The sequence below is a fragment of the Nitrospinota bacterium genome (assembly GCA_009873635.1).
In the GTDB taxonomy this organism is placed as follows: domain Bacteria; phylum Nitrospinota; class Nitrospinia; order Nitrospinales; family VA-1; genus LS-NOB.
Map to the genome: position 1 here is coordinate 25,391 of WAHY01000011.1, position 26,025 is coordinate 51,415.

Sequence of the window (26,025 nt, forward strand, 5' to 3'; positions counted from 1 at the left end):
TAAAGCGATAGCCTGCTTTTTCTCGCTCAAACTGGCAAGAGCCTGATTGAAGTGCCTGCGAACCTCCGGATTCTTATTTTCAAAGAAACGGAGCACAGGTTCAAAAATTGGAAAGGTCAAACCACCAAGCTTGAACTGAACGAGGCATAATAAATGGCTGATTTTTTTAAACTTCACAAAAAATCCTGTGCTGGGAAACCTCTTTCGGTCACGAGCAAACCAAAGGTTTTGTTGATTGAATATTAATGGATAACGTGATTCTAACTAAAATCCCTGCAAGCGTCAACCACCTAGAACAACCCCTCAAAAAGAGGTCTATTAATATCCAAACAAACAAATAGTTATGCGATTTCACACCTTGCAGGGCAGAATTTAGCTCAATAACTGCCACGATAAATAGTTGACCGGTTCCTTTCAAATATCACAAAAAGTAATACTCCAAAAAACGGGAGATAACTCTCTGAAAATCTATAATCATTTATTTTTCTTGACGTTAGAGGATATTTAATATATTTTTCTACTATGCAATGCCCAAACTGTAATTACATTTCTTTCAAACAGGAAAAGGAATGTGGTAGCTGTGGCTTCAGTTTTAAGGGGGCCTCACTCTCATCTGAGTCCCTTTTCCGCAATGAATCATTTTCGATTTTTTCCCAATCTCAGGCTCCAGCGAAACAAGAATCATCCAGTGAAGCCATTCCTCAGGCAGAGGATAGTATTGCTGTTGCTGAACCCCCAAAAGAAAAAAGTCCTGAGCTCGAAAAAGGAGAGTTTCTTTTAAACTTGTCCGATGCTGAAAAAGAGAAGTCTGAAACCAATTTAAAATCAGACAGTTCTGATCAAAAGACCACAGATTTCAGTTCCATGGATTTTGGCACGGATGCCAGTATCAATTTAGAGGAAATGGAAGTAGAGGGACTAGGGTTAGGACTAGAGCCTATAGAAATAGAAGAGGAAGCTTCTATTTCAGCAACGTCAGATACCGATTCTAAAACTGCCGAAGACAGCCTGGAGCCAGAAATCGAAATCAGCGAAACACCAGAAATGGCAGAACAGGACCAAGAAAATATAGATCTAAAAATTGATGGATTAAATGATTCTACTTCTGAAGAACAGATCGAAATTAATCCACCAGAAGATGATACAGTATTGAAAGTAAATGAAATAGGTGATAGTGACGAAACCGTTGTTGTTGAACCAGAGTCTGCCGAGGAAGGTCTTACAATCACTCCTGATATAAATTTGAATGAAGAAGATGAACCGGAAGCCCCGGTTCTGGACCTTGGAAATGATGATGTATCATTGGATATGAGTGAGGAGCCAAAGCCCCCGGAAACGACAACACCACCGGCTGAATCCGAAGAATTTGAAATAAAACTGGAGATTGATGACTCAGAGGGTCCTCTCACCATAAGCAAGGAAGAAACTCCTGAAATCGAAATAGAAGATCTGGGGCTTGAGCTTGAAGATAAAGATTCTCCATCCGATCCGGATAAAACCTGACCCCCGCCCGCAATCAATTCCTAACCAGAAAAACTGGATTTTAAGACTAAATTCCTTTATAAAGTAAGGTTCATGGTCGAACTTCGATCGGGGTAATCACGGGTTTATTTCTTCAAAAACCCGGAAATTTATAAAAATATCCCAACCTTCAAATTCCCCTTTATTGGATTTAAAAGGCTCTATGTCTCTTTGAGACTTAAGGGAATATTTATTTTAATTTTGTACGTTAAATAGGCCATAGGGAGTTTTTGTCTCTCATGACCAAAGCAGGAGATATGTAGTTATGCCCAGAAAATATAATTTTAGTGCTGGCCCAGCGATGTTACCAGAAGCCGTGTTGAAGCAGGCCCAAGAAGAATTGCCGGATTGGCATGGTTCTGGGGCTTCGATCATGGAGATGAGTCACAGAGGTAAGGAGTTTGTATCTGTTCACGCGGAAGCGGAAAAGGATGTCCGTGAACTGTTGGATGTACCTGACAATTATAAGGTATTGTTCTTACAAGGGGGTGCGACGGCTCAGTTTGCAACCATTCCCATGAATCTGCTTCGTGGGAAAACTAAAGCTGATTATATTTGGACTGGCGCATGGGGAAAGAAAGCCATTGCTGAGGCAAAAAAATATTGCGATGTGAATGTTGCGGCTTCGTCTGAAGCTGATAAATTCACCACCATTCCTCCCTTTGAGAAGTGGTCCTTGAGTTCAGATGCGGCTTATGTGCACTACACTCCAAACGAAACAATAGGTGGTGTGGAATTTCATTGGATTCCCGATACCGGGGATGTGCCTCTGGTTGGTGATTTTTCTTCGACGATTTTATCCCGTCCAATAGATGTGAATCGTTTTGGGCTGATTTATGCGGGCGCGCAAAAAAATATTGGACCGGCGGGCGTCACGTTAGTAATTGTTCGCGATGATCTTATTGGGAATTCGTTATCTACGACCCCGAGTGTTTTCGATTACGCGCAACAAGCTGAAGCGGATTCAATGTTAAATACTCCTCCGACATATACTCTCTACTTGGCGGGCCTGGTCTTCAAGTGGGTGAAAAAACAAGGGGGTCTTTCCGCTATGAAAAAATTGAACGAAAACAAGGCCAATAAATTGTATGCCACAATTGATAATTCAAACTTCTATAGTAATCCCGTGGAAAAAGGTTCGCGGTCCTGGATGAATATACCATTTGTTTTGGCCAATGCTGACTTGGACAAAGAATTTTTAGCAGGTGCGGAGGATGCCGGGTTAACCACCCTGAAAGGTCATCGTTCAGTCGGAGGAATGCGAGCGAGTATCTATAACGCCATGCCTGAAGCTGGTGTTGATGCCCTGATTGATTATATGAAGGATTTTGAAAAGCGTAAGGCCTAAGAGTTATATTTTGATCTATGGCTGTTTTATGTTATCTGTCTGATTCATTACGGTGTTGTTAGAAAAAGTGCGGGTAGTGCTAAATGATATTCAGGAATAAGGGTTGGCAATCTTCCCTACGCCTTAGAGGAAACCGCCGGTTATCAACGTCCATCATTACTTGGAGCTAGCGAATGAAAGTTCTTGTATCTGATAATCTCTCGGCAACGGGGGTTGAAATACTAAAAAAAGAGTCTGGAATTGAAGTAGATGTAAAAACTGGTCTTCCAAAGGAGGAATTGATAAAAATCATTCCCGCTTATGAGGGGCTAATTGTCCGAAGTGCCACTAAAGTGGTTGCAGAAATTATTGAAGCGGCTGACAACCTTAAGGTGATTGGACGAGCTGGGGTGGGTGTGGATAATATTGATTTAGTGGCAGCTGGGAAAAAAGGAATTATTGTAATGAATGCGCCAGAAGGCAATATGATAACTACTGCTGAGCATACTATGGCGTTACTGATGTCCCTGTCCCGAAATATTCCACAAGCAAGTTTTGCATTAAAAAATAGAAAGTGGGCCCCAAAAGAATTCATGGGAGTAGAGCTCTTTGAAAAAACACTTGGTATTATAGGATTAGGTCGAATAGGTTCTCATGTCGCCGAAAGAGCGCGCGCTTTCCAAATGAAAATTTTGGGGTATGATCCATTTATTACCCGGGAAAGAGCTGAGTTACTTGGTGTAGAATTGGTAGAAATGGAGGTTTTGCTTGCTCAATCAGACTTTATTAGCTTACATACCCCTGGGCAGGCGGATGGCACAGCGCTTTTAGGGAAAAAGCAGTTTGACAAAATGAAAACGGGCGTTCGTATTGTAAACTGTGCTCGAGGTTCCTTAATCGATGATACGGCACTGATTGCATCAATCAAAGATAAAAAGGTTGCTGGAGCAGCTTTAGATGTTTATCAAAATGAACCCCTGGATCTTGATAGTCCTCTCCTTCAAGTTAACGAAATTATTTGTACCCCTCACCTAGGCGCTTCTACTGGAGAAGCACAAGTGAAGGTAGCAACTTCGATGTGCGATCAAATCATTGACTATCTTAAGAATGGTAATGTACGTAATGCGGTTAATGTACCGTCAATTGATGCTGAAACTCTAGTCCAAATAAAGCCCAATATCATCTTGGGTGAAGATCTAGGTAGTTTTATTTCTCAACTAGTTGATAGCCCTATTACACTTGTAGAGGTTAAATATATGGGTGAAGTTTCTACACTACAGGTAAAACCTGTCACAAATGCCATTTTAAAAGGTCTTTTCAACCGCTCTGTTGATGGAGTCAATATGGTCAACGCACCTTTTCTTGCAAAAGAAAGAGGAATTGAAGTGCATGAGTCAATTAGTAACGAAGTGCACGAATATACTAGTACTGTTCAAGTACAAATCACTAGTGAGAAAGGGTCGCGAAGTGTAACAGGAAGTATTTTTGGTAAAGGAGATTCCAGAATCGTGCAGTTTGATGAATACAGTATGGAAGCTGTTCTCTCAAAAAATATGCTCGTTCTAAAAAATATGGATGTCCCGGGAGTGATCGGCAACCTTGGAAATATTCTCGGCAAAAATAACCTGAATATCGCGGGCATGCATCTGGGTCGACAAGGAGAAACCAACAATGCGGTTGCCATCATTAATATAGATTCGCCGCCTACAACTGAAACCCTGCGGGAGTTACGCGATACCTCCCACATCCTCAGCGTTGACAGCGTTACCCTTTAGGAAGTTATAAAAAAAGCGGGGCTCTCAATACGAGAGCCCCGCTTTTATGTTTTAAACCCTCATTCTTCTTTTTTCTCGTCATCCTCATTATCTTTAGATACCGTAGACTCAACCTTCTGGCCGAATACATTTGCGATCACTTCATTAATCGCATCCGGCCCTAAAATGTTATAGACCGTATTCGCTGATTTAAAATGCGGGCTGGTAAAAAGACTCAAAACCTTTTTACTGGTGTATCCCAGCATCATAAACTCATGTGCATAATTTTCTGCTACCAGTCGCAGGGTATCTTCATCGGCATCTTCATCGCCCGTTGGCGGCCCTGCATCGGGGTTAACATCTTCCTGAATCTCGTAGACATATATCAAGTGCCAGCCAAACTCTGTCTTGACCGGGCCAACCACATCGCCTTCATTGGCAGTGAACGCGGCAACTTCAAAAGGACGAACCATGGCTCCTTTACCGAACCACCCAAGATCTCCTCCCCGTTTTTTTGAAGGGCACTCACTATACTCCTCGGCCAGCTTTGTGAATTCCTCGCCCTGGTCAATTTTCTCCTTCAACTCCTCAGCAAGCTCTTTCTTACCCACAAGAATATGACGGGCCTGTACCTTTTTAACTTTTCTCTCTTTCGCCATGATTTCATACCATGAAATTATATAAAATGAGTTTCCATTTTCCAGAAAACCCGTTTATTGAACCTATCACCTTCAACTTTACAAATCAGTTCAGCATCAGGGCACAACACTTTTTATACTTTTTGCCAGATCCACAGGGACAAGGCTCATTAGGCTTTATCTTCCCTTCCTGCACTTTTATTTCAGGTGCATTTTTCAATAATTCCTGACCAATTTTTTTTGCTTCCTTATAGCGTTTTTTTAATCTCTCATTAAAGTCAGGAATTGACTGATTGATTGCTATCAACATATCGCTGTTGGAGGGATCAAGCTTTGCATCCTCTTTCTCCCTCAGTCGCTCATCCAAATAATAGGTTGAGGAAAATATAGGTGCCTGGTTTGCGTTATCCAGCTCCAACTTATAAAAAGCAAGTTTTAAACTTCGATTATCATTTCTTGGATCAATATCGTATGAGTCTTCAGCAAAATATTGAACTTTATTGAAGTTGAAATCGAGCATTTCCTTGTTCCGCGGGAACAATTCATAAAAATTGTAATAATTTCCCGGCTCAAACTCCAGATAAGTGCTTGGGTTTTTCTCCCCATAGGCTTTCGCTTCAACGACCCTCTGTTTAAAAAGAAGGATCAACTCATCCGGAGCTTCTTTAGCAAACCTTCTGGCAATTTGGGTTTGAACATCCGTCAATCGCGGGTGATCGGGAAGAGGATTGAAGGTTTTATTAAAATTTAATTGAAAGGCAAAATCATTGGCCCGGTTATCCTGATCACGTAGACGCACCACAACATAGCTGTAATCGTAAAAGGGATGCGTGTGATAAAAGTCTTCCAGAACGTACGTGTTCATATAGTTCTCTTCCTCGAACCTGTACGTCATTTTCGAGTTTTCACTTTCCTGCTTATTAATTTCCCTATAAGCTTCGATGACAATTCCCTCTCAAAAAATTTTTTTTAGATCGCTGGATTTCCACCCCACCATAAGGTGCCGGCAAAACTTACAATCAAGCCATAATAAAAAGCTTATCAGCGGGGAAGAGGAGAATCTGAAAACCCTGGATATTGTTTAAAAGCTCCACCCGCATCTTCGCGCTTTTCGATGTCTCGAACAGCCCGCACTGAATCCTTAGTAATATCTTCTTTGTGGTTAGCGTTCCCATGACCATAACGATAATAAAAGATCGCAGCCGTAGCATGGGGAAGTTCGTTCGATGTCCAGCTCGTAAAACCACCACCAGGTGAGAATGTATCGCTAATGTAAATATCCATGCGATCCATATCTCGAATAACATGATCCTCATCATAAAGGCTTTCTGCCTCTTCCAGAGTCGGCATTCTCCAGTCATCATATCCAGCAAATTTCTCGTTTCTCAGCCCCTTGATGTATTCCAATGCCTTATACCAATTCACCCATTTGCTGGTATCCTGAAAAGAGTCCGTTTGTTTCCATATCAGCTTGGTTTGCAAATCGGTAACTGTACCATCGCCGTTATCTACAAATCGTTTTTTTAAATCCACGCTTTTCTCCAACTTTGACTTTTATTTTCAGTCATCCTGCTTATCGATATTTCGGACCAGTCTTGTCGTCCCTCTGGACACACGAAAAATATCATCATACATGATCGCTCCTTTTCGGAAGCTGATGCGCACACCTTGTATATTATGACGAACATCGCTGGTCCAGCACAAAAAACCACACCCGGGTTCAAACAAGCTGGGTATATGAATTACCTGTCCCATATTATCTGTATTTTTCAGTTTTTTATCGAAGAGGCTTTTACCCTCCTCTGCCGTGGGAATTCTCCAGTTGGAAAAACCGGCAAACCGCTTCAGGTTAAGACTTGCAGCAAACTCTTTAGTCTGGCGTTGGTTCATCCATTTCCCAGCCAATTGCCAGGTATCTTTTTTAAGCCAGACAAGACGTTTAGCAGCATCAATAACCGTGTCGCCATCCCCTTCTATAAATCGCTCGCCACCTTTTCCTGAGCCTTGTTCACCCATATCTTTTATGTTCGTTTTCCATATCCCGAACTGCCCGGACACCGTGGCTGCGTAATCCCATTTGGTGCCACTTATAGTCCCCATTATAGTAATGAAAACGTATGGCCAGACCCTTGTCAGACTTATTCAATGTTTTGGTCCAGCAAGTCAAACCAGACCCGGCGGGGAAACCCTTGACTAAAAAAACCATATCACCATAGTTATCCGTGACAGGATTTGAAGCATCATAAATTGCCTGGGCCTCTTTTCTTGTTGGCATACGCCAGTTCTGATAGCCACAAAACCTTGTCTTGTTTAACTCCTGAACGTAAGTTTTGGCTTCATCCCAGCTTACCCATTTATCGAGTTCCATGTATGAGTCCGCTGCTTTCCACATCAGCCCTGTTTTGTGATCAGTAATGGTGCCATTCTTATGAACTTCAATACGGACAAAGTCTGGATCTTCTTCTTCAGTTATATTATCCCTGACCAGACGCACAGCACTTGGGAAACCGTCATTTTCCTTCGCCAGCCAGAATTCGTAATCTGAGCGATAGTCATAGGCCATAGCTGCTTTGGCACCGCGGGTTTGGCTGGTCCAGGTCGAAAACCCGCACCCTGAAGTAAAAACAGGGTCAATATGAATTTCACATCCTTCGACATCTGTGTTGCTGGCTGATTGATGAAATAGGTATTTGGCCTCTGAAGCGGAAGGTATTCGCCAGTTGCTGTATCCAGCAAATTTTTCCTCATTCATCTTGCGCGCTAACTCCTGGCTTTCATGCCAGGTGATCAAACGGCCCAAGTCAACCCATGTGTCCTTTTTCATCCACATCAAGTCATGCTTCGGGTCTGTAACGGTTCCATCTCCGTTATCCAGGTATTGTGATTCTAATTTAATCTCTTCCATGGTTTATTTTCTACGTGAAGGGGATTGGCTCTTCATAACTTTATCTTTTCTACAAATTCGAACTGAGCCAAAACTATATTCCTCAACACTGACAACCTTGCCTTCACTGTAATCGAAACGAGGCCTGCGGGTAGAAGTATCACCAGCCATCCATGCCGTTTTAAAAGCACCCTCGGGAAAAACCGGGTCTATATGCAGGGTCACCCCACCCTTGCCAGGAGTTTGGCAAGACTCGTCATATAATGATGCGACTTCATCGACATTGGGCAACCTCCAGTCATCAAATCCACCTATTTTTCTGAGGTTTTTTTTATCGGCAAACTCTACGGCTTCATGCCAGTTAAAAAACTTGCCCTTGTCTTGCCATGAATCCTTTTTCAACCAGTAAAGACGTGTTTTATTATCAAAAATAACATCACGGCCCTTCTCGACAAACCGCTTTGGTTTATCATCTTTCTTGGCCAGAGACTGGTCAGCTTTTTGTGGAAGTTCTTCTGTCATTTTCCTGTTAAAAAAATATTAGTTAATCATATACTCACTTCGCCAGTATATCCGATTTGCACACTGTCCTCATCGGCATTGACTATGACTGGAACCATATACTTGTCGTCGGTATACTCCAACAACTTCTTCAAACCTTGCGGGTCTTTATCTACATTGATGAATGCGAAAGACCTGTGTTGTTTTTTAAAATCACCCAAAACTTTCTGGGTATGTGGGCAATCATCCTTACCAAAAATCATATAATGAGCCATAACACTCCAATAAGAATTCCCGGGAATCGGGATTAACGTTCGAAAGCTTTTGTACCTTTCCGCCATTCGGGTTCCCAAACATCCTGAACCACATCACGGGTTACTCGGCAATGGGAATATTCATTATCCTTGTGCTCCCACATATCATTACCCGTCACATAACTGAATTTTTGCGCATATTGCTGATAATCGGGTTTTTCTTCGTAGGTCCATGTATTATGACCACCGCCCGGCTCAAACAAATCTGAAATATGCGTTTCAGCATCATCCTTATCATAATTAGTTTGAGTGAACGAGAAAAGGCTTTTGGCCTCTTCACCGCTGGGTAATCTCCAATCATCAAAGCCCGCAAACTTTTTTTCATTCAGCATTTCACAATAATCGTGGGCCTCGAACCAGTTGATTCCATAACTATACTCTTTGTACGAATCATCTTGTTTCCACATCAGGTTGGACCGGGTATCGCTAATGGTTCCATCGCCGTTATCGATGAAATTAGGAAGTTCTTCCTCCACAACGGCAACATCTTCTTCATCCTCATCTCCCCATTCATCTTCACCAACCCACTCGGTCTCGACTTCATCTTCCAGAGCTTCCGGATCTACAGACTCATCAAATTCTGTGGGATCATCATTTTCAGACATTTTTTACCTCAAATTCCTAATCAAGATTTATCAATCCATATCCCTGACCATACGCACCGATGTCCCGGTTGTCGATACTGACTGGTCCACACAAACCTCTCTCATATTTGGGAAATAGCTTTTCCAAGCATAAGAGTCGTAGCGTGTTTCAGAGGTCCACACACAGGTTTCACCTCCCGCTTGGTAATTAGAAACCCGCCTTGCTGGCTTTTTAGGAAGGTTTAAAAACACTTCGCGGTATTCATCTTGGTGTCTAAACAAAGAACGAACTTCACTTTTGGTAGGTAACCGCCAATCGTTATATCCCAAATAATTTTGTTCGTTACAGGCTTTTACATATGCATGCCCTTCATCCCAATTCAGCCATTTCCCTAATTCCTGCCTGGAATCTCTCAACACCCACATTACATCATTATCAGGGTCCTCAACCGTTCCATTATCCTTCTTAACCCACTTACATTTTGATTCCGTCACACTAAAGCCTCAAAAATTATTCAAAAAATAAAAAACACCCTATACTTCCTGCTCATTCGTTCTACCCAGGTTGAGCAATCCCCCACTCAACTAGCCAAAAAAAAGGGCAAAAATCGATCCAGACAAATGAGTCAAGGAGAAGAGCGCTCCTCTTTTTCACCTATATGAACAAATCAAAAATTTTATTTAATCTTTAAAATACCACCCAGCCACCGGGTTTTCAAGCCAAATTCAAGCGGCTTCCTGCCCGAAACCCCTTGAAGTTCAATAATAAAACGGTACTGGGAACTAACCGACCTGTAAGCACCTTGGCCAAGGCAAATCCCACACACAATGTTTGACTATCTCCAGCCACCCCCCTGTGTGATTTTATCCCTGACTTCAGGAACATGTGCAATATTGACCTTAGAATTATCAAATTCACCACGCACGAGACGAACACTTGAGTTGAGAACATCATCAACTTCCTTATGCCCCCCTGCACCACTGCTAAAAGAATAAACATAGGCCGTAATCTTACCTCTAGTATTGCTGGTCCATGTGTCATGGCCACAACCTTCAGCAAACGCCGAGTCAATATGCACAAACATATCGTATTTATCTTTCAGGTTTTTATCTGTATCAAAAAGGGAATGCGCCTCTCTTTTATTAGGTAACCGCCAGTCCTGATAACCGGCAAAAGATTGTTCATTTTGTTTATTCAGATATTTCAAAGCAGCCGTATAACTGACGAATCTCAGAAGGTCCAGATACGAGTCATTTTTCTTCCACATCAATTGAGTGAGGTTATCACTTACCGTCCCGTCCCCATTATCTATAAACCTGTTGTCGCTCATAATTACCCTATTCCAAATTTACAAATTATGTCTTATTTTATTCTTCCTGCTGGATAAAATCCAAAAAAAAAGCCGGGGGGCAAAGCCCCCCGGCTATAAAACTAAATATTAACGGTTAACTTCACCGGTGTTTCCGCCACCAGAACCATTTCCATTCTGGCTGAAGAGACCACGCTCGGTACCTTCAGGCTGACCCATACCCGGCTCAATGTATGTTCCAGGCCTAACATGATCCATATGGTAGTTACTCTGATAGGTCTTATGAGAACCAGCATCTTTTTTCCACTCAACGCGGTTAGCGTTTTCAACACGGTGAGCTTGGCAATTTACGATGATATCGCCAGGCCCTTTGTTGTCAAATGTGCTTTTTGGCTCCAAAGAATTTGCCAAGAACCCACCAGGCTCCAAAGTCCGGTCAAAATTCTTGTTCCAAGAATAGCCTAAAGTCCCAACATTGATATGGACAACCGTTGATTCGGTCTCACTCAGGTTTTCAATAACCCAGCTCGCATTGAGACATGCAGATTTGCCACCAGCTTTAACGGTAGAAACGTTTGCGCTAGCAACTGAAACAGAAAATACAAAAAATACTGCCAATAAAGTTACTACGGTTTTTCTCATTTTGCTCCCCCTTTCGAAGCTTAATAAAAACAACTTTAAAAAAAACTCTATTTAATATCATCCTCTTCGGTGATTCGTACTCATTTCCTTAAATCCGCCTATCTTAAAGACATAAGCAAAACGGCAGATTTTCCCCTCTAAACCTCTCGGTCTGGCTAGGGTGAGCTGAAAATATCAAATGCCCCCAAGGAAGTCAAGCCTTTAATACCCACCCAGATATCCGGAAAAAAACTCCTTATTTTTCAATGGGATAAAAACCCAAAAACTCCCAGTAATTTGAGCCTGAAATCATGTATTTCGACTTTTAAACTCTAAATTTCAAAGACGTCAGTTTTATAAGATCAGTGGAATTTCTGAGTATCTTTTCGCCTTCCTCAGAAATATCATTAACCACCAACTGCAAACTTCTAAGATTAGTTAAGGTTTTAGATGTCGCTAGATATTTGGCCCCAACATCACTGATACTATTTGAGGCAAGGTTAAGGGTTCGGACATTAACGAATAACTCTGATTCGGCAATAGCCTTGACCCCTTCATCCCCGATGTTGTTCTGCGAGAGATCCAAAGCACGGACGCTTTCCATGATTTCTTTTTCAGCCAACTCCTTCGCACCAACTTCCCTCAGGAACTGAGCTTTCAAGCTCAAAACCTGGCCATCCTTACTCAACCGGTCCCGGATTAAATCATCCAACCTTGACATAACACACTCCCAGTAAAATTTTACCCGGCACCCGGGATTTCCTTGGCAACAAACCCGTATTCATCGTAAATACTATAACCTTCCTGAATCATCTTTTTCCCATATTTGACCATCAGATTGGCCTGGGTGTGATTAGGATCTATATCGATGGTTTTCTTAAGATATTTCAACCCCTGCTTGATATCTTTGATTTCGTCACCATAGTTTTCTATCTGACGTGCCTTATCAAACAGATCAGAAGCCCATTTGTAATAAACAGTGGCAATTTGTTGGGGAGCGTTCTTGCTAATGTACTCCACAATTTCCTCATCGGCTTTCAACTTCGAGATATCCTGGACAGCCGCCTCAAACTCACGCAAAGGAATGGCATAATCGTCATCATTCACCGATGATATCGTATTCATTTTCTTGTGAGCCGAATGCAAGCCAACAGAACTTTTTACAACTGTGGACTGAATCCCCGACATCAATTGTTGATAATAAAGATTACCGATACCAAAGTGAATGATCGAGCTGAACTCCTGATTTGTATCCAGCAATAGGGCCTGCTCAAAAGATTCTCGCGCTTCCTCAACTTGCCCCAATTCTGAAAGAGCTTCCCCTAGGTTGTAATGATGCACGCAGTTATCGGGGTCTTCTTCAATCTGTTGCCGGAAGGTCGCAACCTGATCTTCGAGGTCAAACTCAACCTCTTCTTCCTCATCATCGTCAAACTCTGAATCTTCAGGTTCTTCAGTCTCCCCCGCATCTCCCACATCAGGCTGCAGTTCAGCGCTTTCCTTCGATTCTTCTATTTCTTTAGATTCTTGTTCTTTTTCTTCTTCGCTCATAATCAAACACAATAAGGGGGAATGCCCTCTTCCACCCATACTCCCGCTTTGCCATTTTTTATATTCTGATGATTTTTTAACGCTCCTGAAACCATCTTTTCCCGAGACACCTCAATCTGCCGCATGATCTCATCCGGCGAGTCGTTTAACAAGTTACCAAATTTGGGCTTGCACTTCAGGTTGCCCACATCACAACAAGGTGTGATTTCACCGGTTTGCTGTACAGTAACAATCTCAATGGTACCTCGGGGAATGGTACATTCCAGAAAGTTTATATCTTTGGGAAAAGGCTGGGCGTTCATGGCTCTATCACCTTTTTCATCCACATAAAATCCGGGAATCATGTTCAAACCAAAAGTAAAATTGTCCGTACAAATATAATTTTCCGCACCCTCCATATGCCTCAGGAAGGTATCTTCATCACATTCCGGGTTTTCCCGAATTATTTTTTCAAGTTTTGAACGATAGGTTCCCAGCAAACCAATTACAGAATCAAAATCTTTTTCCAGTTCCTCAAAAAAAGTGATCAAAATATCAATCTGGTTTAACAGGTCCGGCACTTTTTCAAAGATCATGTTGACGATCAATTCGTCTTGCAACACCAGAATCTCTTTAAGCAGAGCCTTTTGCCTGGACTCCCATACTGTTGGATAGAGGGTAAAATCCACTCGTCCGGATAATTTCATGATTTCGACCAACCTGAGCCAACGTTTCGATTCCGTTGAATTGATATCCAGGTTTGTGTGAATACGTACGTTTGGCGTTAGGGTTTTAAAAATCTTGAAAATTTCAACAATATGTGGATTTTGGGAAGGCTCCCCACCTGTCAGATTAATTTCCCTCCTGGCCAATTCACGGAAAACATCTATCTGGAGAATTTTATCCACCATGGCCTGAGCCTGCTCGGGCATTAAATGCCAATCACTCTTGGGTATCTGCCTGAGCGGTTCGTAGACATGGCAATACTGGCATTCATCCCGCACATAACGATTGCAATTGGCTTCGGCAAAAATATTTATCATAACCTCTGCCCTACTGAAAAATCCGGATCACTACCAGTCTATCAAAGTGCTAAACGGTACTTTATACAAAATGCAAAAAGTTTATTTATAAGCAATCTTATCTGGCAGCAAGGCCCGGATCTGTATCCAAAATATTTCTCACTGGCCTGATGGTAGACAAAGAAAGGTGATACTGCCCTCCCCCTCTCATGCTCGGGTAGTCTTTACCACCAATATAATTAAATCCCCAGGCATACTTATCTTTATAAGTTTCACTCGACCAAAAACAACAATGCGAATAACCAAAAATAGGATCGATATGAATTACATTTTCGGTCCAATAATATTTCCAGGGAATTTCTTTTTCTTCTTCATAAAGGGTTCTAAGCTCCTTGCGTGTCGGCAATCGCCAGTCTGAGTAGCTTGCGTACGCTTCTTTATTAAAGCTTTCTATCAGTTTCTGAGATTCATCCCAGCTAGACCATATTTTTTTTTCCTGATACAAGTCTATTTTCTTCCACATCAGCTTTGTTTTCAGGTCGGTGACAGTGCCGTCTTTATTATCCTGAAATCTCGGATCATTAGAAGGTGTTAGTGGGGGCTTTTCTTCTGTAAGCGAAAGAATCTGACCGCCAAATATTTCGTCCGTACTGTTGTTACCAGAATCAGCATGCACACTAATCGGCACACACACTGCCAACACTAGAAAAACAAGCTGAAGGGACTTAAACAATGAGTGGAAAAATCGAATCATGCTTTTGGGGATCATTAAAAGGTTTCCTGAAAATAGGTCTACGAAATGTCTATTCTTCCTGCGGTGCCCAATCAGGTTCCCATGACAAGCAAATACCGGATGGATTATAAAATTGACCCGGGTCCTTTCCAACAATTCCCCATTTGGAGACAAAGTTCAGGTCCGGGTCAAATTTCTGTATTCTCTGGTTCAAAGTATCGACGACAAATACATAGCCATATGGATCTTCCACCACCGAGACCGGACAATTGAACTGACCATCTCGCTTTCCTGCTTCACCAAGAACATCCAGAGGGTGTCCTTCCCGGTCAAAAAGTTGAATTCGGTTCTGGCTTTTCTCAGAAACCATAATGGTTCCATCTCTTCGCACAGCAATTCCTGTTGGGAAATTCAATCTGCCCACTTCGAATCCATACTCACCAAATTTAGACAGGAATTGTCCATCTTCATTAAAAATCTGAATGCGCTGATTATCACGATCGGCCACATAAATATTCCCCTCCCGATCAAGAGCTAAACCAACGGGGAACTTCATGAATCCATCAAAGTTTCCCGCAAACCCGAAACTAAGAATAAAATCACCGTCGCTATCGTACCTTTTGACACAATGGTTGGAAGTATCCGCCACCAGAATAGTCCCAGTAGGCTCCGCAACAATTTGCTCAGGCATGTAAAACTTATCCTGCCCCCATCCCTCACTGCCAAATTCGAGAAAAAAATCGCCATCGGAGTCAAACTTTTGCAAACGATGACAACCCGTATCGACAACCCAGATATATCCCTCATTGTCTACTGCCACTCCACTGGGGGTCTTAAATTCCCCTGGAATATAAGGAGGGCGGGTGCCGCCAGATTTTCCAAAATGCATCAGAAGATTGCCATTGCCATCGAATTTCTGGATCCTGTCATTACCAGAATCAGCCACCCAGACATAGAGTTGACTGTGGTCAACCTCCGGTTTTTCCTCGGGGAGGGTCTCCTCAACGCCCACAACATCCAGCGCCTGAGACGGAATCTCCTCATTGTTTTCCGTATCTTCCAAAACTAACCTTTCTTCCCTGAACCGGGAGAAATTAAACTCCAAAATAAGAAAGAGCCCCGAAAGGGACTCTTTCACACTACATCAGCAAACTTATTGTTCCAGAAAAAACCGAGTGCCCATCCACAACACAACACTTGGAAATGAAACAAGGCTTATTTAATATGAAAACCCTTCACATCCAGAATCTGGTATTCGAAGTCACAGGTTTTTTGCAGTTCATCGAGCCTTTCATTCCAATTTTTCTTGAAGTTATCCAGACTTTCAGATTTAGGTTTCTTTTTCATCAGATCAACTTCGCGATACAGAGGTTTCACCATATTCTTATAAACCAGTTGAATTATATTCCTGAGATTAAGAATACATTGTTTGGTAACCTCTTCGCGGGTTACACCATCAACTTTTTCGAGAAGGCGCAGAAACGACTGGATAGTAGTGATCTGAACGGTATAGCTTTCTGCCAACCTGTGGTCATATTTTAAACCACAGTCAATATATGCTGGCATGAGGAACATACCTATATGATGATCAAATTTAACGGAAAGAGTGATCAGCTTTTGCAGATAGTCAACTTCCCGCAAATCCTCTTCTTCATCCTCACCTTCAGCCAGCTCCTTGGTGGCTTTTTCTTTTTCTTTTTGAAGCTCGAGTTTTATTTTCTCCAACTCGTTCAAATCAGAAAGATGGTCGACCTCTTTTTCTTCGGCAGCTTCTCCACCTTCAGGGTTTTGCTTAGTTTCAGTATCCTGTTCGCTCAACGCAAGTCTCCTTCCTTACAAGGGTAAAACAATACTTTTAAAAGAGTTTTGGGAATTGTCAGTAAGTATAAGCCTTTTTCCCGGAAAGTGTCAACTGCTAGCACAGTGTAACCTTCGGTGGCAATTGGACAAAAGCTCGTGAATGGGAGGCTACAGGAAATGGCTTTTTAAGCCCACGGCTCGTTTTGCTCGCCAACCAGACTCATTGCACGTTGCCCCCACGGCTAGTGGTGGTATACTCTTTTGTATCAAGACCTTAATTAATAAAACCGGTTCCATGAAACCATCTGGAGCCTGAAAGAATTTTTATATCATGAAAACCGCTCTGCTGTTTCCACCGCAATGGTATCCCAGCCAGCCCTATCTTGCTCTTCCTACCTTGAAGGCGCACCTGGAGTCGAAGGGACATGAGGCAGACCAGTTTGACTTTAATATAGAAAGTTATGAAATTTTCCTGTCAAAAAACTACCTGAATCATTGTGTGGAGATTGTCCGGGAACGGTTATCCGCTCCGGCCTATAAAACCGAGGAACAGGAAGTCAAATCCGTTTACCGGGATATTTTGTCAGACACAGGGTTTCTGGATTCCGTTCTGAATGAAGTGGAAGATGCAAAAAATGTCCTGCGGGATGAAGTACGGTTCTTCCAGTTTGAAACTTACAAAAAGGCATACACCACCCTGAAAATAGCCATGAAGCTCATTTCCTACGCCCACTTCCCAAGTCGGCTGGATCTGGACTCATTTTTCATGATGGGGAATCCTGAAGAAAACCTTGCAGGAATTCTATCTGCCACGGCTGACACAGTCCGAAACCCTTTCATCCGCATGTATGAAGATTACCTGATAGATAAAGTCGATTGGAACGATTACAGGCTGGCGGGATTATCCATCATCCATATCGGACAGGTCATACCCGGGCTGACCCTTGCACGACTGTTGCGTAAAAAGTTCAAGCATCTACACATCGTCATTGGTGGAAGCGTGTTCAACCGCCACGCCGACCTCCTCAATAACAAGCAGGCATTGTTTGAAGAATTTTTTCATAGTGCCATCGTCTCCGAAGGGGAAAAGCCTCTAGAAGAACTGGTCAACCATCTCAAAGAAGAAAAGCCCTTGTCGACCGTTCCCAACCTGATTTATATGGAAGAGCAAAAGGTCATTCACAACCCTAAAGTCGAAGCCCTTCCTTACGAGCAATTGGTGTGCCCGTCTTTCGACCAGTTGCCACTTGAAAAATATTTAATGCCTTACCCGGTTTTGCCCTATATGTCCAGTCGGGGTTGTTATTGGGGCAAATGCACGTTCTGCACACATAGTTTTATTTACGACTCCTATTACCGCAAAGAAAACGAAACACGGGTGGCGGAAGAAATCGGTTATCTCGGGAAAAAATATAAGACCAAATATTTTACATTTTCTGACGAAGCCATTTCCCCCAACGCGTTCAACCGCATGTCCAAAGCCATCCTGAAACAGGGGGTGGAAATGCGCTCCCTGGGTATGCTCAAGTTTGAATCGGGGGACAAGGAATCGCCGGAGCTTTTTGAAGATGTCTATAAGGCCGGATTCCTCATGCTGTTTTTTGGACTGGAAAGTGCCAACGACCGTATACTTTCCATCATCGACAAGGGTTGTGACCAGGAAACAGAACGGAGCGTATTGAAAAACAGTTCCGATGCCGGTATCTGGAACCACCTTTACTTGTTTTTCGGGTTTCCCACTGAGGAACGTGATGAAGCGGAAGAAACCATCCAGTTCACCGTTGAAAACTCAGAAGTCGGCACCGGCACCGTCCACTCGGTCGGGCAATCCATTTTCGCTTTGGAAAAAGATTCCGCCATCTACCACAATCCTGGCAAATTCAAAATCGACCGCATCATTCACGATCCGGACCGCGACATGGCTATTGTGTTCGACTTTGACATTAAAGCAGGGATGTCCCGGGATGAAGTGATGGAGGTCTACGAAAACTTCGATTCCGTGATTGAAGACACCTTCCCCTCCCGCGCTATCTGGAACTATCTGTCACGCGAACACTTCCTGCTCTACCTCGATCACTTCGGTAAAGAAGAAATTCTCAATATGGCAAAGACAACAACAAGCCAATAGTCCATAAAAGTGGATGAAAACAAGTAAATCATCAATCCAGTTAAGTATTGTCGCCTTTCGCGTGGCAGTTGACAGGTGAGGGAACGGGTAGTTCGTTCATTGCCCTCACGCCCAGTGGCCCCTTGGCAGGGGAAGCAGATCGAAATTGATTCTAAGCCGAGAGAGATACTTTTCAGCCAACAAAAGCCATTGCTCACTGGCCCCACGCCCAGTGGCAGTTGACAGGTGAGGGGCAATGGCCTAGAATTTAAAATTCACTAAGCGAAACATTTTGAATTCAGAACCTTTTAGAGAGAGTTAATTGATATGGGTGAAGCTGGCAAGCCGACAGACTGGATCACGATGAAAATCGATCCGGAAATTTTTGAGGAGCTGGGTGTACGCGACCCGGAAGTGACCAAGCGTGAAATGGCGATACAAAAGAAAACCCGCCAGGTCACCAAGGAACTGAAAGCCGACCCCGACAATATAGACCTGCAAATTGAGTTGGCTACCCTGATGATCGATGGTGCCAACTACGAAGAAGCGATCAAACAACTGCTGGCCATTCGCAACAAGGCTCCCAAAAACGCCCGGGTCTACAAACTGCTCGGTACCGCATACGTATTGTTCAACCATGAGGAAGAAGCCCTGATCGAACTCAACCGGGCCTGTGAACTGGATCCGAACGATCCGGAAAATCACTTCAATCTCGGTGGACTCTATCTGCTTCGGGACATGTTCACAAATGCCGCGGACTCGTTTGAGAAAGTCATTGAGCTGGACCCCACTGACACAACGGCTTACGCCAACCTCGCGGCGGCTTACGATATGCTCAAACTTTATGACAAGGAAATCATAGCTCTCAGAAAGGTGTTGATGTTCAACCCGGAAGACAAGGAGCTCCGCGCCGCCTTGTCCAACGCTTATTTTCATGCCCAACGCTATGAAGAAGCGATTGACGCCGCCTTGTGCGTTGTGGATGTTGACGATAAAGACCCGCAAGCCTACTGCAACCTGGGTAGTTGTTATTCAGTCAGAAACATGGTGGACGATGCCATCGCGTCTTTCAAAAAAGCCAGCGAACTCGCTCCCGATTATTCCCTGCCGCACACCAACCTGGGGACCCTCTATGCAAACATGGGCAGGCCTGAAGCCGCGATCAAATCATTCAAAACAGCGGTGAGCCTGAACCCGGCAGATGCCGGAGCCTGGTTCAGCCTGTACAACTGCTATAAAGAAGTCGGTTTGATGGATGACTCGCAGGAGGCCTACAAGAAATATGAGGCACTGATGAATGAGCCCGAACCTGTTGCGACTGAAGGCGGAGACAACCCTGCCAATATCCCCGGTGGTGTTTCTCAAACCAGCAAGTACGCTGGGGGTGGCAGCATGGAAGGAAATGCACCCGGCATGGAATCATTGGCAGATGCCGATGACGACCCCAGATAAACTTCCCTGAAACCCTGTCATGACCCATCCAAACCTGGTTTCGCTTGGGGATTTCAAGCCTTCTGACTTTTGGGCGACCCATGTTAACTCGATCTTCTACGGTATCAAGGGCCCAGAAATCCATAACCATTTCCAAACTTATGTAAGTCTGGACTATCGTCTGGCCCATGCGATAGCCAATGACTTTTTCAACAAGGCCAGGAACCAGGAGCGCCCAGAAAGTGGCAAGTGGCTGGTGCAGGAATGGGGAGTCGGCAACGGCAACCTGGCCGCGTGCTTTCTCAGTCACCTGCGGGAATTAGACAGTGATAGCGAAGTCTACCCTTTCGTCTATTACATCCTTTGCGATGAGTCCGAAGAAATTTTAAAAGGTGTGCGAAAAAATACCCGCCTGATGGAACACGAGGGGAAATTTGCCACCGTTCGTGTCCACGCCGAGCATATGGATTGTTTTAAGCCTCACTCCATATCAAAAATCATCACCAACGAGATTTGGGACGACCTGGCAACAAAAGTCCTTTTGAAACACCAGGGACTTTATTATGAAGAATATCTCTGCCCTATGCTTGATGCGGGAGCACTCCCTTCGGAAGCATTCGTTGAACAATTTAACAACAAGGACCTCAATGAGCTTTGCAAACTCCCAAATTTTCTCGACACCATTTACTGGGAACGGGATTTTCAAAGGGTCGATTTAAGCGACTTGCCTTTTGCCGAAACTATGAAGGCACACGCCGAAGAGTTTAAAGATGAAATTCCCATGCCCATCAATACGGGAGCATTTTCTACCATCAAAAAAGCAAAGGAACTTTTAGGCCCGGTAAATTTTGGTTACACCAGTTTTGATTACGGTATGAAAACCTTAAAAGACCTCAACCACGAAGGGCGACCCTATTTCAATCTGTACGGCGGACAATATACTTTCATGGTGAACTTTCCCCTGCTGGAAAATATCGGCAGGTCTATAGGTTTCGCAGATATCACCCGCGAATACCAGAATCAGTTTGTGGCGAAAGACCTGGGGTCTGACGTTGTCAGCCTGGTAGACCTGGTGCAAAACCATCCGCATGTAGCAAGCATGGCACCTTGGGACAGGGACGTATTGATGTTGAGCACTCTCAACGCACTCAATACCGTTTACAAAAGCCCATACTCTGGCAAACTCAACTACCCGGCGATGGAAGGCACCCCTAAAAAACAAAGAAAGCAAATCGCCCAACTGGCTAAAAACCTTAGCAGCCGGGGTGTTCCCGATACTGTAGCCTATGTCACACGCGAGGAAGTGCTCTCTGCTTTGAGACCACTCCGGAAACTGGGCTACAGGGAAAAAGATATCCAGACTGCTTTTCAAACTCCTCCTCCGGGTATTTCATTCGTTCATATGCAATTCACCTTATAGCGGGCCAGCCCCACAGGTAAAGTTGACAATTTCATCTTGCGCGCAGAAACTGTAATTTATTTAGTGGAGTTGGAGTTTTTACAATGCTCAGTATTTTTGTCGAAACCAGTTGCAACCGGTACAACCGGGATGAATGCGTCTCGTGTCATGTATATGAACCGTTGATGGAGCACCCGGTCTCACAATGGCACCTGACGACAGAGCAGGCCAGGAGCATGGCCGAAAAAATAAGAAACGTGGATGTGCTCAATCAACTGGCTCAACAGGAAATCAACCTGACCGGTGGAGAAGCCACACAAAATCCTGACATTGTTGAGATCTGCAGAATTTTTCAATCCGTAACCCCGCACGTTTGCCTTCATACCAATCTTGATATTCTTTCAGAGAAATCGAAGCGCTGGCACAGACTGCTGGAAATAATGAAACTCGGGGCAAGGGTGGATATCACCCTCTACCCGACAGCGTGGGAAAGTTCACAAAAATATTTTCTTGGAGAAATGCTGAGACTGCAGGACAAACTGATCGTGAATGTGGTGTATGAATCGTTGAGTGATTTGCAAAACCAGATAAACCTTTTGCTGAGTTTTTTCATTGAGAAAGGGTCGACCTATTCACATGTGACAGAGTTACTCAAGACCTACGCGGACAAAATAGCCACCCTGACTAAAGAACACCCTGACTGTGATGAAAAAATGTTCACCATGCATTTGGGTGATACCGAAGCCTTTGCCCGCAATCCAGAGTTCACGCTGGGATTGAGCTTGTTGCCGGCATTCAATGTTGACGATAACGGGCAACGGTCCATGACCTCGATGCCTTTCCCAAAAGATCAGTATTTCATTGGCTGCCCTGCCGCCAGAGGCTCTATAGACATCATGACAATTCAACAGAATGGTGAAATGACCCCCTGTTGTGATGTCGGGAATTTAAAATGCCAGCCAAAGTTCGGCAACGTATTGACCGACAGTCCCGAAGAAATCATGGCGAAGATGGAAACATCTATGAAAGTACTGGCATCAGGAATCCAGAAAAACCATGAAAACCTGAAAACAGGAAAAGCCGGACAACTGGTAGAAGAAGGAATCCCCCCCTACTGCCACTGATCCACACCCGTGGGAACCAGGTACAAAAAGAAAACCCCCTGGCCAAACGGCCAAGGGGTCTGATTCATTCAGGAATGTACCGGCGCTTTACCACCAACGGTTTCTCCGGTTAAGCCGAGGGAAGTTCTCCCGGTGGGACTTCTTCTTCCTCTTCTTCGAAGAAATCATCTTCCTCGTCATCGTCACCGATCAACAGGTTTTCATCTTCGACAACAAGTTCCTCGAATTCTTCTTCCTCTTTTTCTTCTTTCGGGTATGGGAGCTCATCCCAAATCACGATGCGTGAGTTACCCCGGTCGCAAATGAACAACTTGAATTTTGGTTGAGGCTCTTCTTCTTCCGCGGCTTCTCCATCAGTTGCCGCCAGGGAAGTTTCTTCCTCATCGTCATCCGGCAGGGGAACACCGCGGAACTCTTCTTCATCATCCTCCACATCGATCAGCAACAAACCATAAGGATCGTTCAATGTAAAGCTGGTGGCGTCTTCCTGACCCCGGTTTACTTTATTTTCGGTGAAAGTGGACTGGCCAAGCACAAGGTCAGCGGGTTGCCCATTCTCAGTGGGAAGTTCTTTCCAGTACAAGACACGGTTGTTACCGGTATCAGCGACAAACAAACCGGCTTCACCATAAACCACATCAGTAGGAAAATAGAATCCATCGGCTGAAGGCCTGTGATGACCGTTACCCCGGTTAGGCTCCCGGCTGAAAAAGTCTTTTTGTCCAATCACCACATCAGCAGCGACACCTGTTTCTCTGGGAATTTTGTTCCAGATCAATACCCGGTTATTTCCCTGATCCACAACGATCACGCGCTCACCTTCAGCGTCGAAGTGCACTCCTGTGGGAAAGCTCAGGGTATCAGGCCCTACATTTTCGAAGTCACCCTGATTGGGCCAGCGCTCATCCATTCCCTTTTGCCCCAGTGAAACATCTGCGTTCCAGCCATCACTGAAAGGGATTTTGTTCCAGATCAATACCCGATGGTTGTCCTTGTCGGCAACCAGCACGTGCTGGTCGTCGCCAGAGTGGATGCCCATAGGGAAAAACAATGAACCCGAGCCGACAAAACCCCGGCGGTTTGCTTCATTATCATCAAGATTATCCTGCCCAAGCACAAGGCTTGGAGCTTCGCCATCTTCAGAGGGAATTCCACTCCATCTCAACACCCTGTGGTTGCCACTATCCACCACATAAAGCTTTCCATCAATCACATCAATACCCGCAGGTTGAGATAGCGTATCCTCCTCCGACTTACTGATGGTGAATCCATCGAGACTCTCATCACCCAGTCCAGAAGTCATTTCATCCAGGGTTGTAGTCATACCCCGGTTTTCAAGGCAGTCAGCAAAATCTTCCTGTCCCAGGACCAATGATGCCGGCTCTCCATTTTCCTCAGGAAACTGCTCCCAGATCACCACCCGGTGGTTGCCCCTGTCAGAGACAAACAATAAATCGCCATAAACCGTAACGTATTGCGGCTCACAAAGCGTGTTGTCGCCAGGGTCATCGGCTCCCCGATTCGCCTGGGTCATGGAAAAGTCACCCTGGCCGATTACCAGAAAGGCCCCGGTTTCCGGCTCTTCCTCTGGCGCAACCTCATCCTGTTCGTCCAGCTCATCTGATTCGTCTACCTCATCCAAATCCATTTCATCGTCTTCGGACACGCTCAACGAATCATCGGTTTCTTCCAATTCATTTTCATCTGACATGAAACAATTCTCCAAATATATTGTTTACCAATTCAATTATATAAACTTTTAAAAGCAAATAGCGGCTTCTAGTTAACAAGAAATCATATATTTTCAAATGCCCAAGTAAGGAAACAGAGTAACACAAATCGGGATATTTATTGCCAGCCAGATAAATTGCCAAACATGACCTGCAGCCCTTAAGGAAGTTCCACAGGTTTAAGCCTTTGCCACATGGAAATAACTTTCCGACCATTGCGATCCTGATGTTTTCCATCCCAAATCGCAAACGCTACTAAAATGGGGTTTTTTTTAATAAATTTTATATCCCATTTATTCAAAGAATCCAAGGTGCGAAAAAAAACAACGCGCCATTTTCCATCTTTCCATACCCCTTTGCCCAGCACATTCTGTTTGGTTTGAGGTTGAGGGGTCAACGTTCCAAACCCTTCTGCGTTCAATTCTTCCACGGGAACATCCCTGAACGGATTGAGCGAATCAACAGGGTTCACCTCGCCCCCGAAGATCATGGTATCCATATCCATTCCCTTTGTGGCATATTCCAGCTTTTCCTTGGTTTCAATTTCCGTTTGCCAGTCTGCCCGCCACTGCCATATATTCACCACTTTACCCCTGTTTCCCATGCCAAAGAACGGTTCATTATGCCCGTGCTTATGCAACAATACATCACCCAGGGCGAACTCCATCGCAATAGCATCTTTAAAATCCTGATGACGGCTTGAAGTCCGATCCGGTTGAGGATCTTCCCATACCAGCCGGAAGGCTATCCCCTCGTCGTTCACAACAGACTGAAACTGAATTTGGTCAACCGGGTCCCTGCGTGCATTAAGTGGAATTGTATGAATATTCTGGACCGGGATATTTGCCCACATTGGGTTAGCCGGATCCATGTCTATTTCCTGGTCAACTTTGTAAGTATTCAGATCTATTTCATATTCTGCTGGTTTATATTCCTCTTTCCTTATTTCTGACTCTATATATGAAGCCAGATCCCAGCGTTCTTCGTCTCTCAAATGGTTAAAAGATTTCATCGGGGTGCCATCAATCCCCGTTGTTAAAATCATAAACAAGTCTTTCTTATCAAATCCGAATTTATAAGTATTCGGGTCTGTCAGGTCATACACGAAAACCCGATGATCCCATATATCATAGAGGTCTGATGCAATAGGCCCGTCCCCCTTCAGATCCGTTCCATGGCAACGAGCGCAACTCGTTTGCTGATAGATTATCTTACCTTTTGCTATGGATTCAGGGGTCGATGCTGGAACTGCTTCTATCTTTATTGCATCTTTAGGCTTTTTATTTTCAAATTTTTTTGAGAATTTCTTGATGTACTCAACTACGCCAGAGATCTCATCTTCTGACAAGGCCCCTCCCCATGCAGGCATGGAAGTACCTGGAACACCGCGGGCAATGGTTCTTTTTATATCACTATCCTGCGGAATCGACCCAAAAGGAGTGGTCCTGTATTTAAACACACCTTGACGAAAGTCTCTGGGCCACGGGTAAAGGTAAGCCATTGCCTTACCTCCACCATTGCCATCCGCACCGTGGCAATATATGCACATGTGCTTGTAAACCGTGGCACCCAGGCGCAAGAGATCTTTCTCTCCGCCATGAGAAGAGGCGGAACCATTACTATGTTCTGATGGTCCATGAGCGTACACTGGCATTATTGCCAGCAAAGCCACACTCAAAACCAGAAAAAGAATCA

The 26,025-nt window shown here is 44.1% G+C and carries 26 protein-coding genes; 7 read left to right on the forward strand and 19 right to left on the reverse strand.

Going from position 1 to position 26,025, the window contains the following annotated elements; all coding sequences use genetic code 11:
* Positions 1–522: 522 nt before the first annotated feature.
* From F3741_08090 to F3741_08100, 3 genes are all read left to right on the forward strand, one after another.
* The gene (locus F3741_08090; GenBank protein ID MZG30750.1) at positions 523–1,503 is read left to right on the forward strand and encodes a hypothetical protein; all 981 of its coding nucleotides are present in this window, start codon (positions 523–525) and stop codon (positions 1,501–1,503) included.
* Positions 1,504–1,786: 283 nt separating this feature from the next.
* Positions 1,787–2,869, forward strand: coding sequence for a 3-phosphoserine/phosphohydroxythreonine transaminase (serC, locus tag F3741_08095; GenBank protein ID MZG30751.1), 1,083 nt, complete (start codon positions 1,787–1,789; stop codon positions 2,867–2,869).
* A 173-nt stretch (positions 2,870–3,042) separates the two neighbouring features.
* Positions 3,043–4,623 (forward strand): phosphoglycerate dehydrogenase, encoded by a 1,581-nt coding sequence (locus F3741_08100; GenBank protein MZG30752.1) that lies wholly within the window; start codon positions 3,043–3,045, stop codon positions 4,621–4,623.
* Between the two features lie 59 nt (positions 4,624–4,682).
* On the opposite strand, the gene F3741_08105 is transcribed toward F3741_08100, so the two are convergent.
* The 17 genes from F3741_08105 to F3741_08185 form a co-directional block, all read right to left on the reverse strand.
* Positions 4,683–5,264: a peptidylprolyl isomerase gene (locus F3741_08105; GenBank protein MZG30753.1), complete on the reverse strand. Its 582-nt coding sequence runs from the start codon at positions 5,262–5,264 to the stop codon at positions 4,683–4,685.
* Positions 5,265–5,346: 82 nt separating this feature from the next.
* The gene (locus F3741_08110) at positions 5,347–6,105 is read right to left on the reverse strand and encodes a hypothetical protein (protein ID MZG30754.1); all 759 of its coding nucleotides are present in this window, start codon (positions 6,103–6,105) and stop codon (positions 5,347–5,349) included.
* A gap of 176 nt (positions 6,106–6,281) precedes the next feature.
* Positions 6,282–6,785, reverse strand: a complete 504-nt coding sequence (locus F3741_08115) for a DUF1566 domain-containing protein (GenBank protein MZG30755.1) — start codon at positions 6,783–6,785, stop codon at positions 6,282–6,284.
* 15 nt (positions 6,786–6,800) lie between these two features.
* Positions 6,801–7,256, reverse strand: coding sequence for a DUF1566 domain-containing protein (locus F3741_08120; protein ID MZG30756.1), 456 nt, complete (start codon positions 7,254–7,256; stop codon positions 6,801–6,803).
* On the reverse strand, positions 7,249–8,145 hold the full coding sequence (locus F3741_08125; GenBank protein MZG30757.1) for a DUF1566 domain-containing protein: 897 nt from the start codon (positions 8,143–8,145) through the stop codon (positions 7,249–7,251). The genes F3741_08120 and F3741_08125 overlap by 8 nt, the downstream gene beginning before the upstream one ends.
* Positions 8,146–8,148: 3 nt before the next feature.
* A complete protein-coding gene (locus tag F3741_08130; protein ID MZG30758.1) occupies positions 8,149–8,646 on the reverse strand; it encodes a DUF1566 domain-containing protein in 498 nt (165 codons plus the stop codon).
* 26 nt (positions 8,647–8,672) lie between these two features.
* On the reverse strand, positions 8,673–8,888 hold the full coding sequence (locus F3741_08135; protein MZG30759.1) for a hypothetical protein: 216 nt from the start codon (positions 8,886–8,888) through the stop codon (positions 8,673–8,675).
* Between the two features lie 44 nt (positions 8,889–8,932).
* On the reverse strand, positions 8,933–9,544 hold the full coding sequence (locus F3741_08140; protein ID MZG30760.1) for a DUF1566 domain-containing protein: 612 nt from the start codon (positions 9,542–9,544) through the stop codon (positions 8,933–8,935).
* Positions 9,545–9,574: 30 nt separating this feature from the next.
* Entirely contained in the window at positions 9,575–9,949 is a 375-nt protein-coding gene (locus F3741_08145) for a DUF1566 domain-containing protein (protein MZG30761.1), read from the reverse strand.
* Positions 9,950–10,359: 410 nt separating this feature from the next.
* Positions 10,360–10,854, reverse strand: coding sequence for a DUF1566 domain-containing protein (locus tag F3741_08150; protein MZG30762.1), 495 nt, complete (start codon positions 10,852–10,854; stop codon positions 10,360–10,362).
* Positions 10,855–10,962: 108 nt separating this feature from the next.
* Positions 10,963–11,475: a hypothetical protein gene (locus tag F3741_08155; protein MZG30763.1), complete on the reverse strand. Its 513-nt coding sequence runs from the start codon at positions 11,473–11,475 to the stop codon at positions 10,963–10,965.
* A gap of 304 nt (positions 11,476–11,779) precedes the next feature.
* A complete protein-coding gene (locus F3741_08160; protein ID MZG30764.1) occupies positions 11,780–12,175 on the reverse strand; it encodes a hypothetical protein in 396 nt (131 codons plus the stop codon).
* Positions 12,176–12,195: 20 nt separating this feature from the next.
* Positions 12,196–13,008, reverse strand: a complete 813-nt coding sequence (locus tag F3741_08165) for a tetratricopeptide repeat protein (protein MZG30765.1) — start codon at positions 13,006–13,008, stop codon at positions 12,196–12,198.
* Positions 13,008–13,916: a hypothetical protein gene (locus F3741_08170; GenBank protein ID MZG30766.1), complete on the reverse strand. Its 909-nt coding sequence runs from the start codon at positions 13,914–13,916 to the stop codon at positions 13,008–13,010. The genes F3741_08165 and F3741_08170 overlap by 1 nt, the downstream gene beginning before the upstream one ends.
* Before the next feature lie 208 nt (positions 13,917–14,124).
* Positions 14,125–14,775: a DUF1566 domain-containing protein gene (locus F3741_08175; GenBank protein ID MZG30767.1), complete on the reverse strand. Its 651-nt coding sequence runs from the start codon at positions 14,773–14,775 to the stop codon at positions 14,125–14,127.
* A 34-nt stretch (positions 14,776–14,809) separates the two neighbouring features.
* Positions 14,810–15,802: a hypothetical protein gene (locus tag F3741_08180; protein ID MZG30768.1), complete on the reverse strand. Its 993-nt coding sequence runs from the start codon at positions 15,800–15,802 to the stop codon at positions 14,810–14,812.
* Positions 15,803–15,954: 152 nt separating this feature from the next.
* On the reverse strand, positions 15,955–16,557 hold the full coding sequence (locus F3741_08185; protein MZG30769.1) for a hypothetical protein: 603 nt from the start codon (positions 16,555–16,557) through the stop codon (positions 15,955–15,957).
* Positions 16,558–16,870: 313 nt separating this feature from the next.
* Here F3741_08185 and F3741_08190 point away from each other — a divergent pair, with 313 nt between their 5' ends.
* The 4 genes from F3741_08190 to F3741_08205 all read left to right on the forward strand — a co-directional run bounded on the left by F3741_08190 (position 16,871) and on the right by F3741_08205 (position 22,600).
* Positions 16,871–18,667 (forward strand): B12-binding domain-containing radical SAM protein, encoded by a 1,797-nt coding sequence (locus F3741_08190; GenBank protein ID MZG30770.1) that lies wholly within the window; start codon positions 16,871–16,873, stop codon positions 18,665–18,667.
* Positions 18,668–18,973: 306 nt separating this feature from the next.
* A complete protein-coding gene (locus tag F3741_08195; protein ID MZG30771.1) occupies positions 18,974–20,098 on the forward strand; it encodes a tetratricopeptide repeat protein in 1,125 nt (374 codons plus the stop codon).
* A 19-nt stretch (positions 20,099–20,117) separates the two neighbouring features.
* On the forward strand, positions 20,118–21,497 hold the full coding sequence (locus F3741_08200) for a hypothetical protein (GenBank protein MZG30772.1): 1,380 nt from the start codon (positions 20,118–20,120) through the stop codon (positions 21,495–21,497).
* Between the two features lie 83 nt (positions 21,498–21,580).
* Positions 21,581–22,600 carry a hypothetical protein gene (locus F3741_08205; GenBank protein ID MZG30773.1) on the forward strand — a complete coding sequence of 340 codons (1,020 nt, stop codon included), beginning with the start codon at positions 21,581–21,583 and terminating at the stop codon, positions 22,598–22,600.
* A gap of 109 nt (positions 22,601–22,709) precedes the next feature.
* On the opposite strand, the gene F3741_08210 is transcribed toward F3741_08205, so the two are convergent.
* On the reverse strand, positions 22,710–24,311 hold the full coding sequence (locus F3741_08210; protein MZG30774.1) for a hypothetical protein: 1,602 nt from the start codon (positions 24,309–24,311) through the stop codon (positions 22,710–22,712).
* A gap of 179 nt (positions 24,312–24,490) precedes the next feature.
* Entirely contained in the window at positions 24,491–25,984 is a 1,494-nt protein-coding gene (locus tag F3741_08215; protein ID MZG30775.1) for a c-type cytochrome, read from the reverse strand.
* Positions 25,985–26,025 lie beyond the last annotated feature (41 nt).

Excerpts from the sequence above, each read along its gene's own strand:
- F3741_08090 (MZG30750.1), top strand. The coding sequence starts at position 523 with ATGCAATGCCCAAACTGTAATTACATTTCTTTCAAACAGGAAAAGGAA.
- serC (MZG30751.1), top strand. The coding sequence starts at position 1,787 with ATGCCCAGAAAATATAATTTTAGTGCTGGCCCAGCGATGTTACCAGAA.
- F3741_08100 (MZG30752.1), top strand. The coding sequence starts at position 3,043 with ATGAAAGTTCTTGTATCTGATAATCTCTCGGCAACGGGGGTTGAAATA.
- F3741_08110 (MZG30754.1), bottom strand. The coding sequence starts at position 6,105 with ATGAACACGTACGTTCTGGAAGACTTTTATCACACGCATCCCTTTTAC.
- F3741_08120 (MZG30756.1), bottom strand. The coding sequence starts at position 7,256 with ATGGGTGAACAAGGCTCAGGAAAAGGTGGCGAGCGATTTATAGAAGGG.
- F3741_08125 (MZG30757.1), bottom strand. The coding sequence starts at position 8,145 with ATGGAAGAGATTAAATTAGAATCACAATACCTGGATAACGGAGATGGA.
- F3741_08130 (MZG30758.1), bottom strand. The coding sequence starts at position 8,646 with ATGACAGAAGAACTTCCACAAAAAGCTGACCAGTCTCTGGCCAAGAAA.
- F3741_08135 (MZG30759.1), bottom strand. The coding sequence starts at position 8,888 with ATGATTTTTGGTAAGGATGATTGCCCACATACCCAGAAAGTTTTGGGT.
- F3741_08140 (MZG30760.1), bottom strand. The coding sequence starts at position 9,544 with ATGTCTGAAAATGATGATCCCACAGAATTTGATGAGTCTGTAGATCCG.
- F3741_08145 (MZG30761.1), bottom strand. The coding sequence starts at position 9,949 with ATGTGGGTGTTGAGAGATTCCAGGCAGGAATTAGGGAAATGGCTGAAT.
- F3741_08150 (MZG30762.1), bottom strand. The coding sequence starts at position 10,854 with ATGAGCGACAACAGGTTTATAGATAATGGGGACGGGACGGTAAGTGAT.
- F3741_08155 (MZG30763.1), bottom strand. The coding sequence starts at position 11,475 with ATGAGAAAAACCGTAGTAACTTTATTGGCAGTATTTTTTGTATTTTCT.
- F3741_08160 (MZG30764.1), bottom strand. The coding sequence starts at position 12,175 with ATGTCAAGGTTGGATGATTTAATCCGGGACCGGTTGAGTAAGGATGGC.
- F3741_08170 (MZG30766.1), bottom strand. The coding sequence starts at position 13,916 with ATGCCCGAGCAGGCTCAGGCCATGGTGGATAAAATTCTCCAGATAGAT.
- F3741_08175 (MZG30767.1), bottom strand. The coding sequence starts at position 14,775 with ATGATCCCCAAAAGCATGATTCGATTTTTCCACTCATTGTTTAAGTCC.
- F3741_08190 (MZG30770.1), top strand. The coding sequence starts at position 16,871 with ATGAAAACCGCTCTGCTGTTTCCACCGCAATGGTATCCCAGCCAGCCC.
- F3741_08195 (MZG30771.1), top strand. The coding sequence starts at position 18,974 with ATGGGTGAAGCTGGCAAGCCGACAGACTGGATCACGATGAAAATCGAT.
- F3741_08200 (MZG30772.1), top strand. The coding sequence starts at position 20,118 with ATGACCCATCCAAACCTGGTTTCGCTTGGGGATTTCAAGCCTTCTGAC.
- F3741_08205 (MZG30773.1), top strand. The coding sequence starts at position 21,581 with ATGCTCAGTATTTTTGTCGAAACCAGTTGCAACCGGTACAACCGGGAT.
- F3741_08210 (MZG30774.1), bottom strand. The coding sequence starts at position 24,311 with ATGTCAGATGAAAATGAATTGGAAGAAACCGATGATTCGTTGAGCGTG.
- F3741_08215 (MZG30775.1), bottom strand. The coding sequence starts at position 25,984 with ATGCCAGTGTACGCTCATGGACCATCAGAACATAGTAATGGTTCCGCC.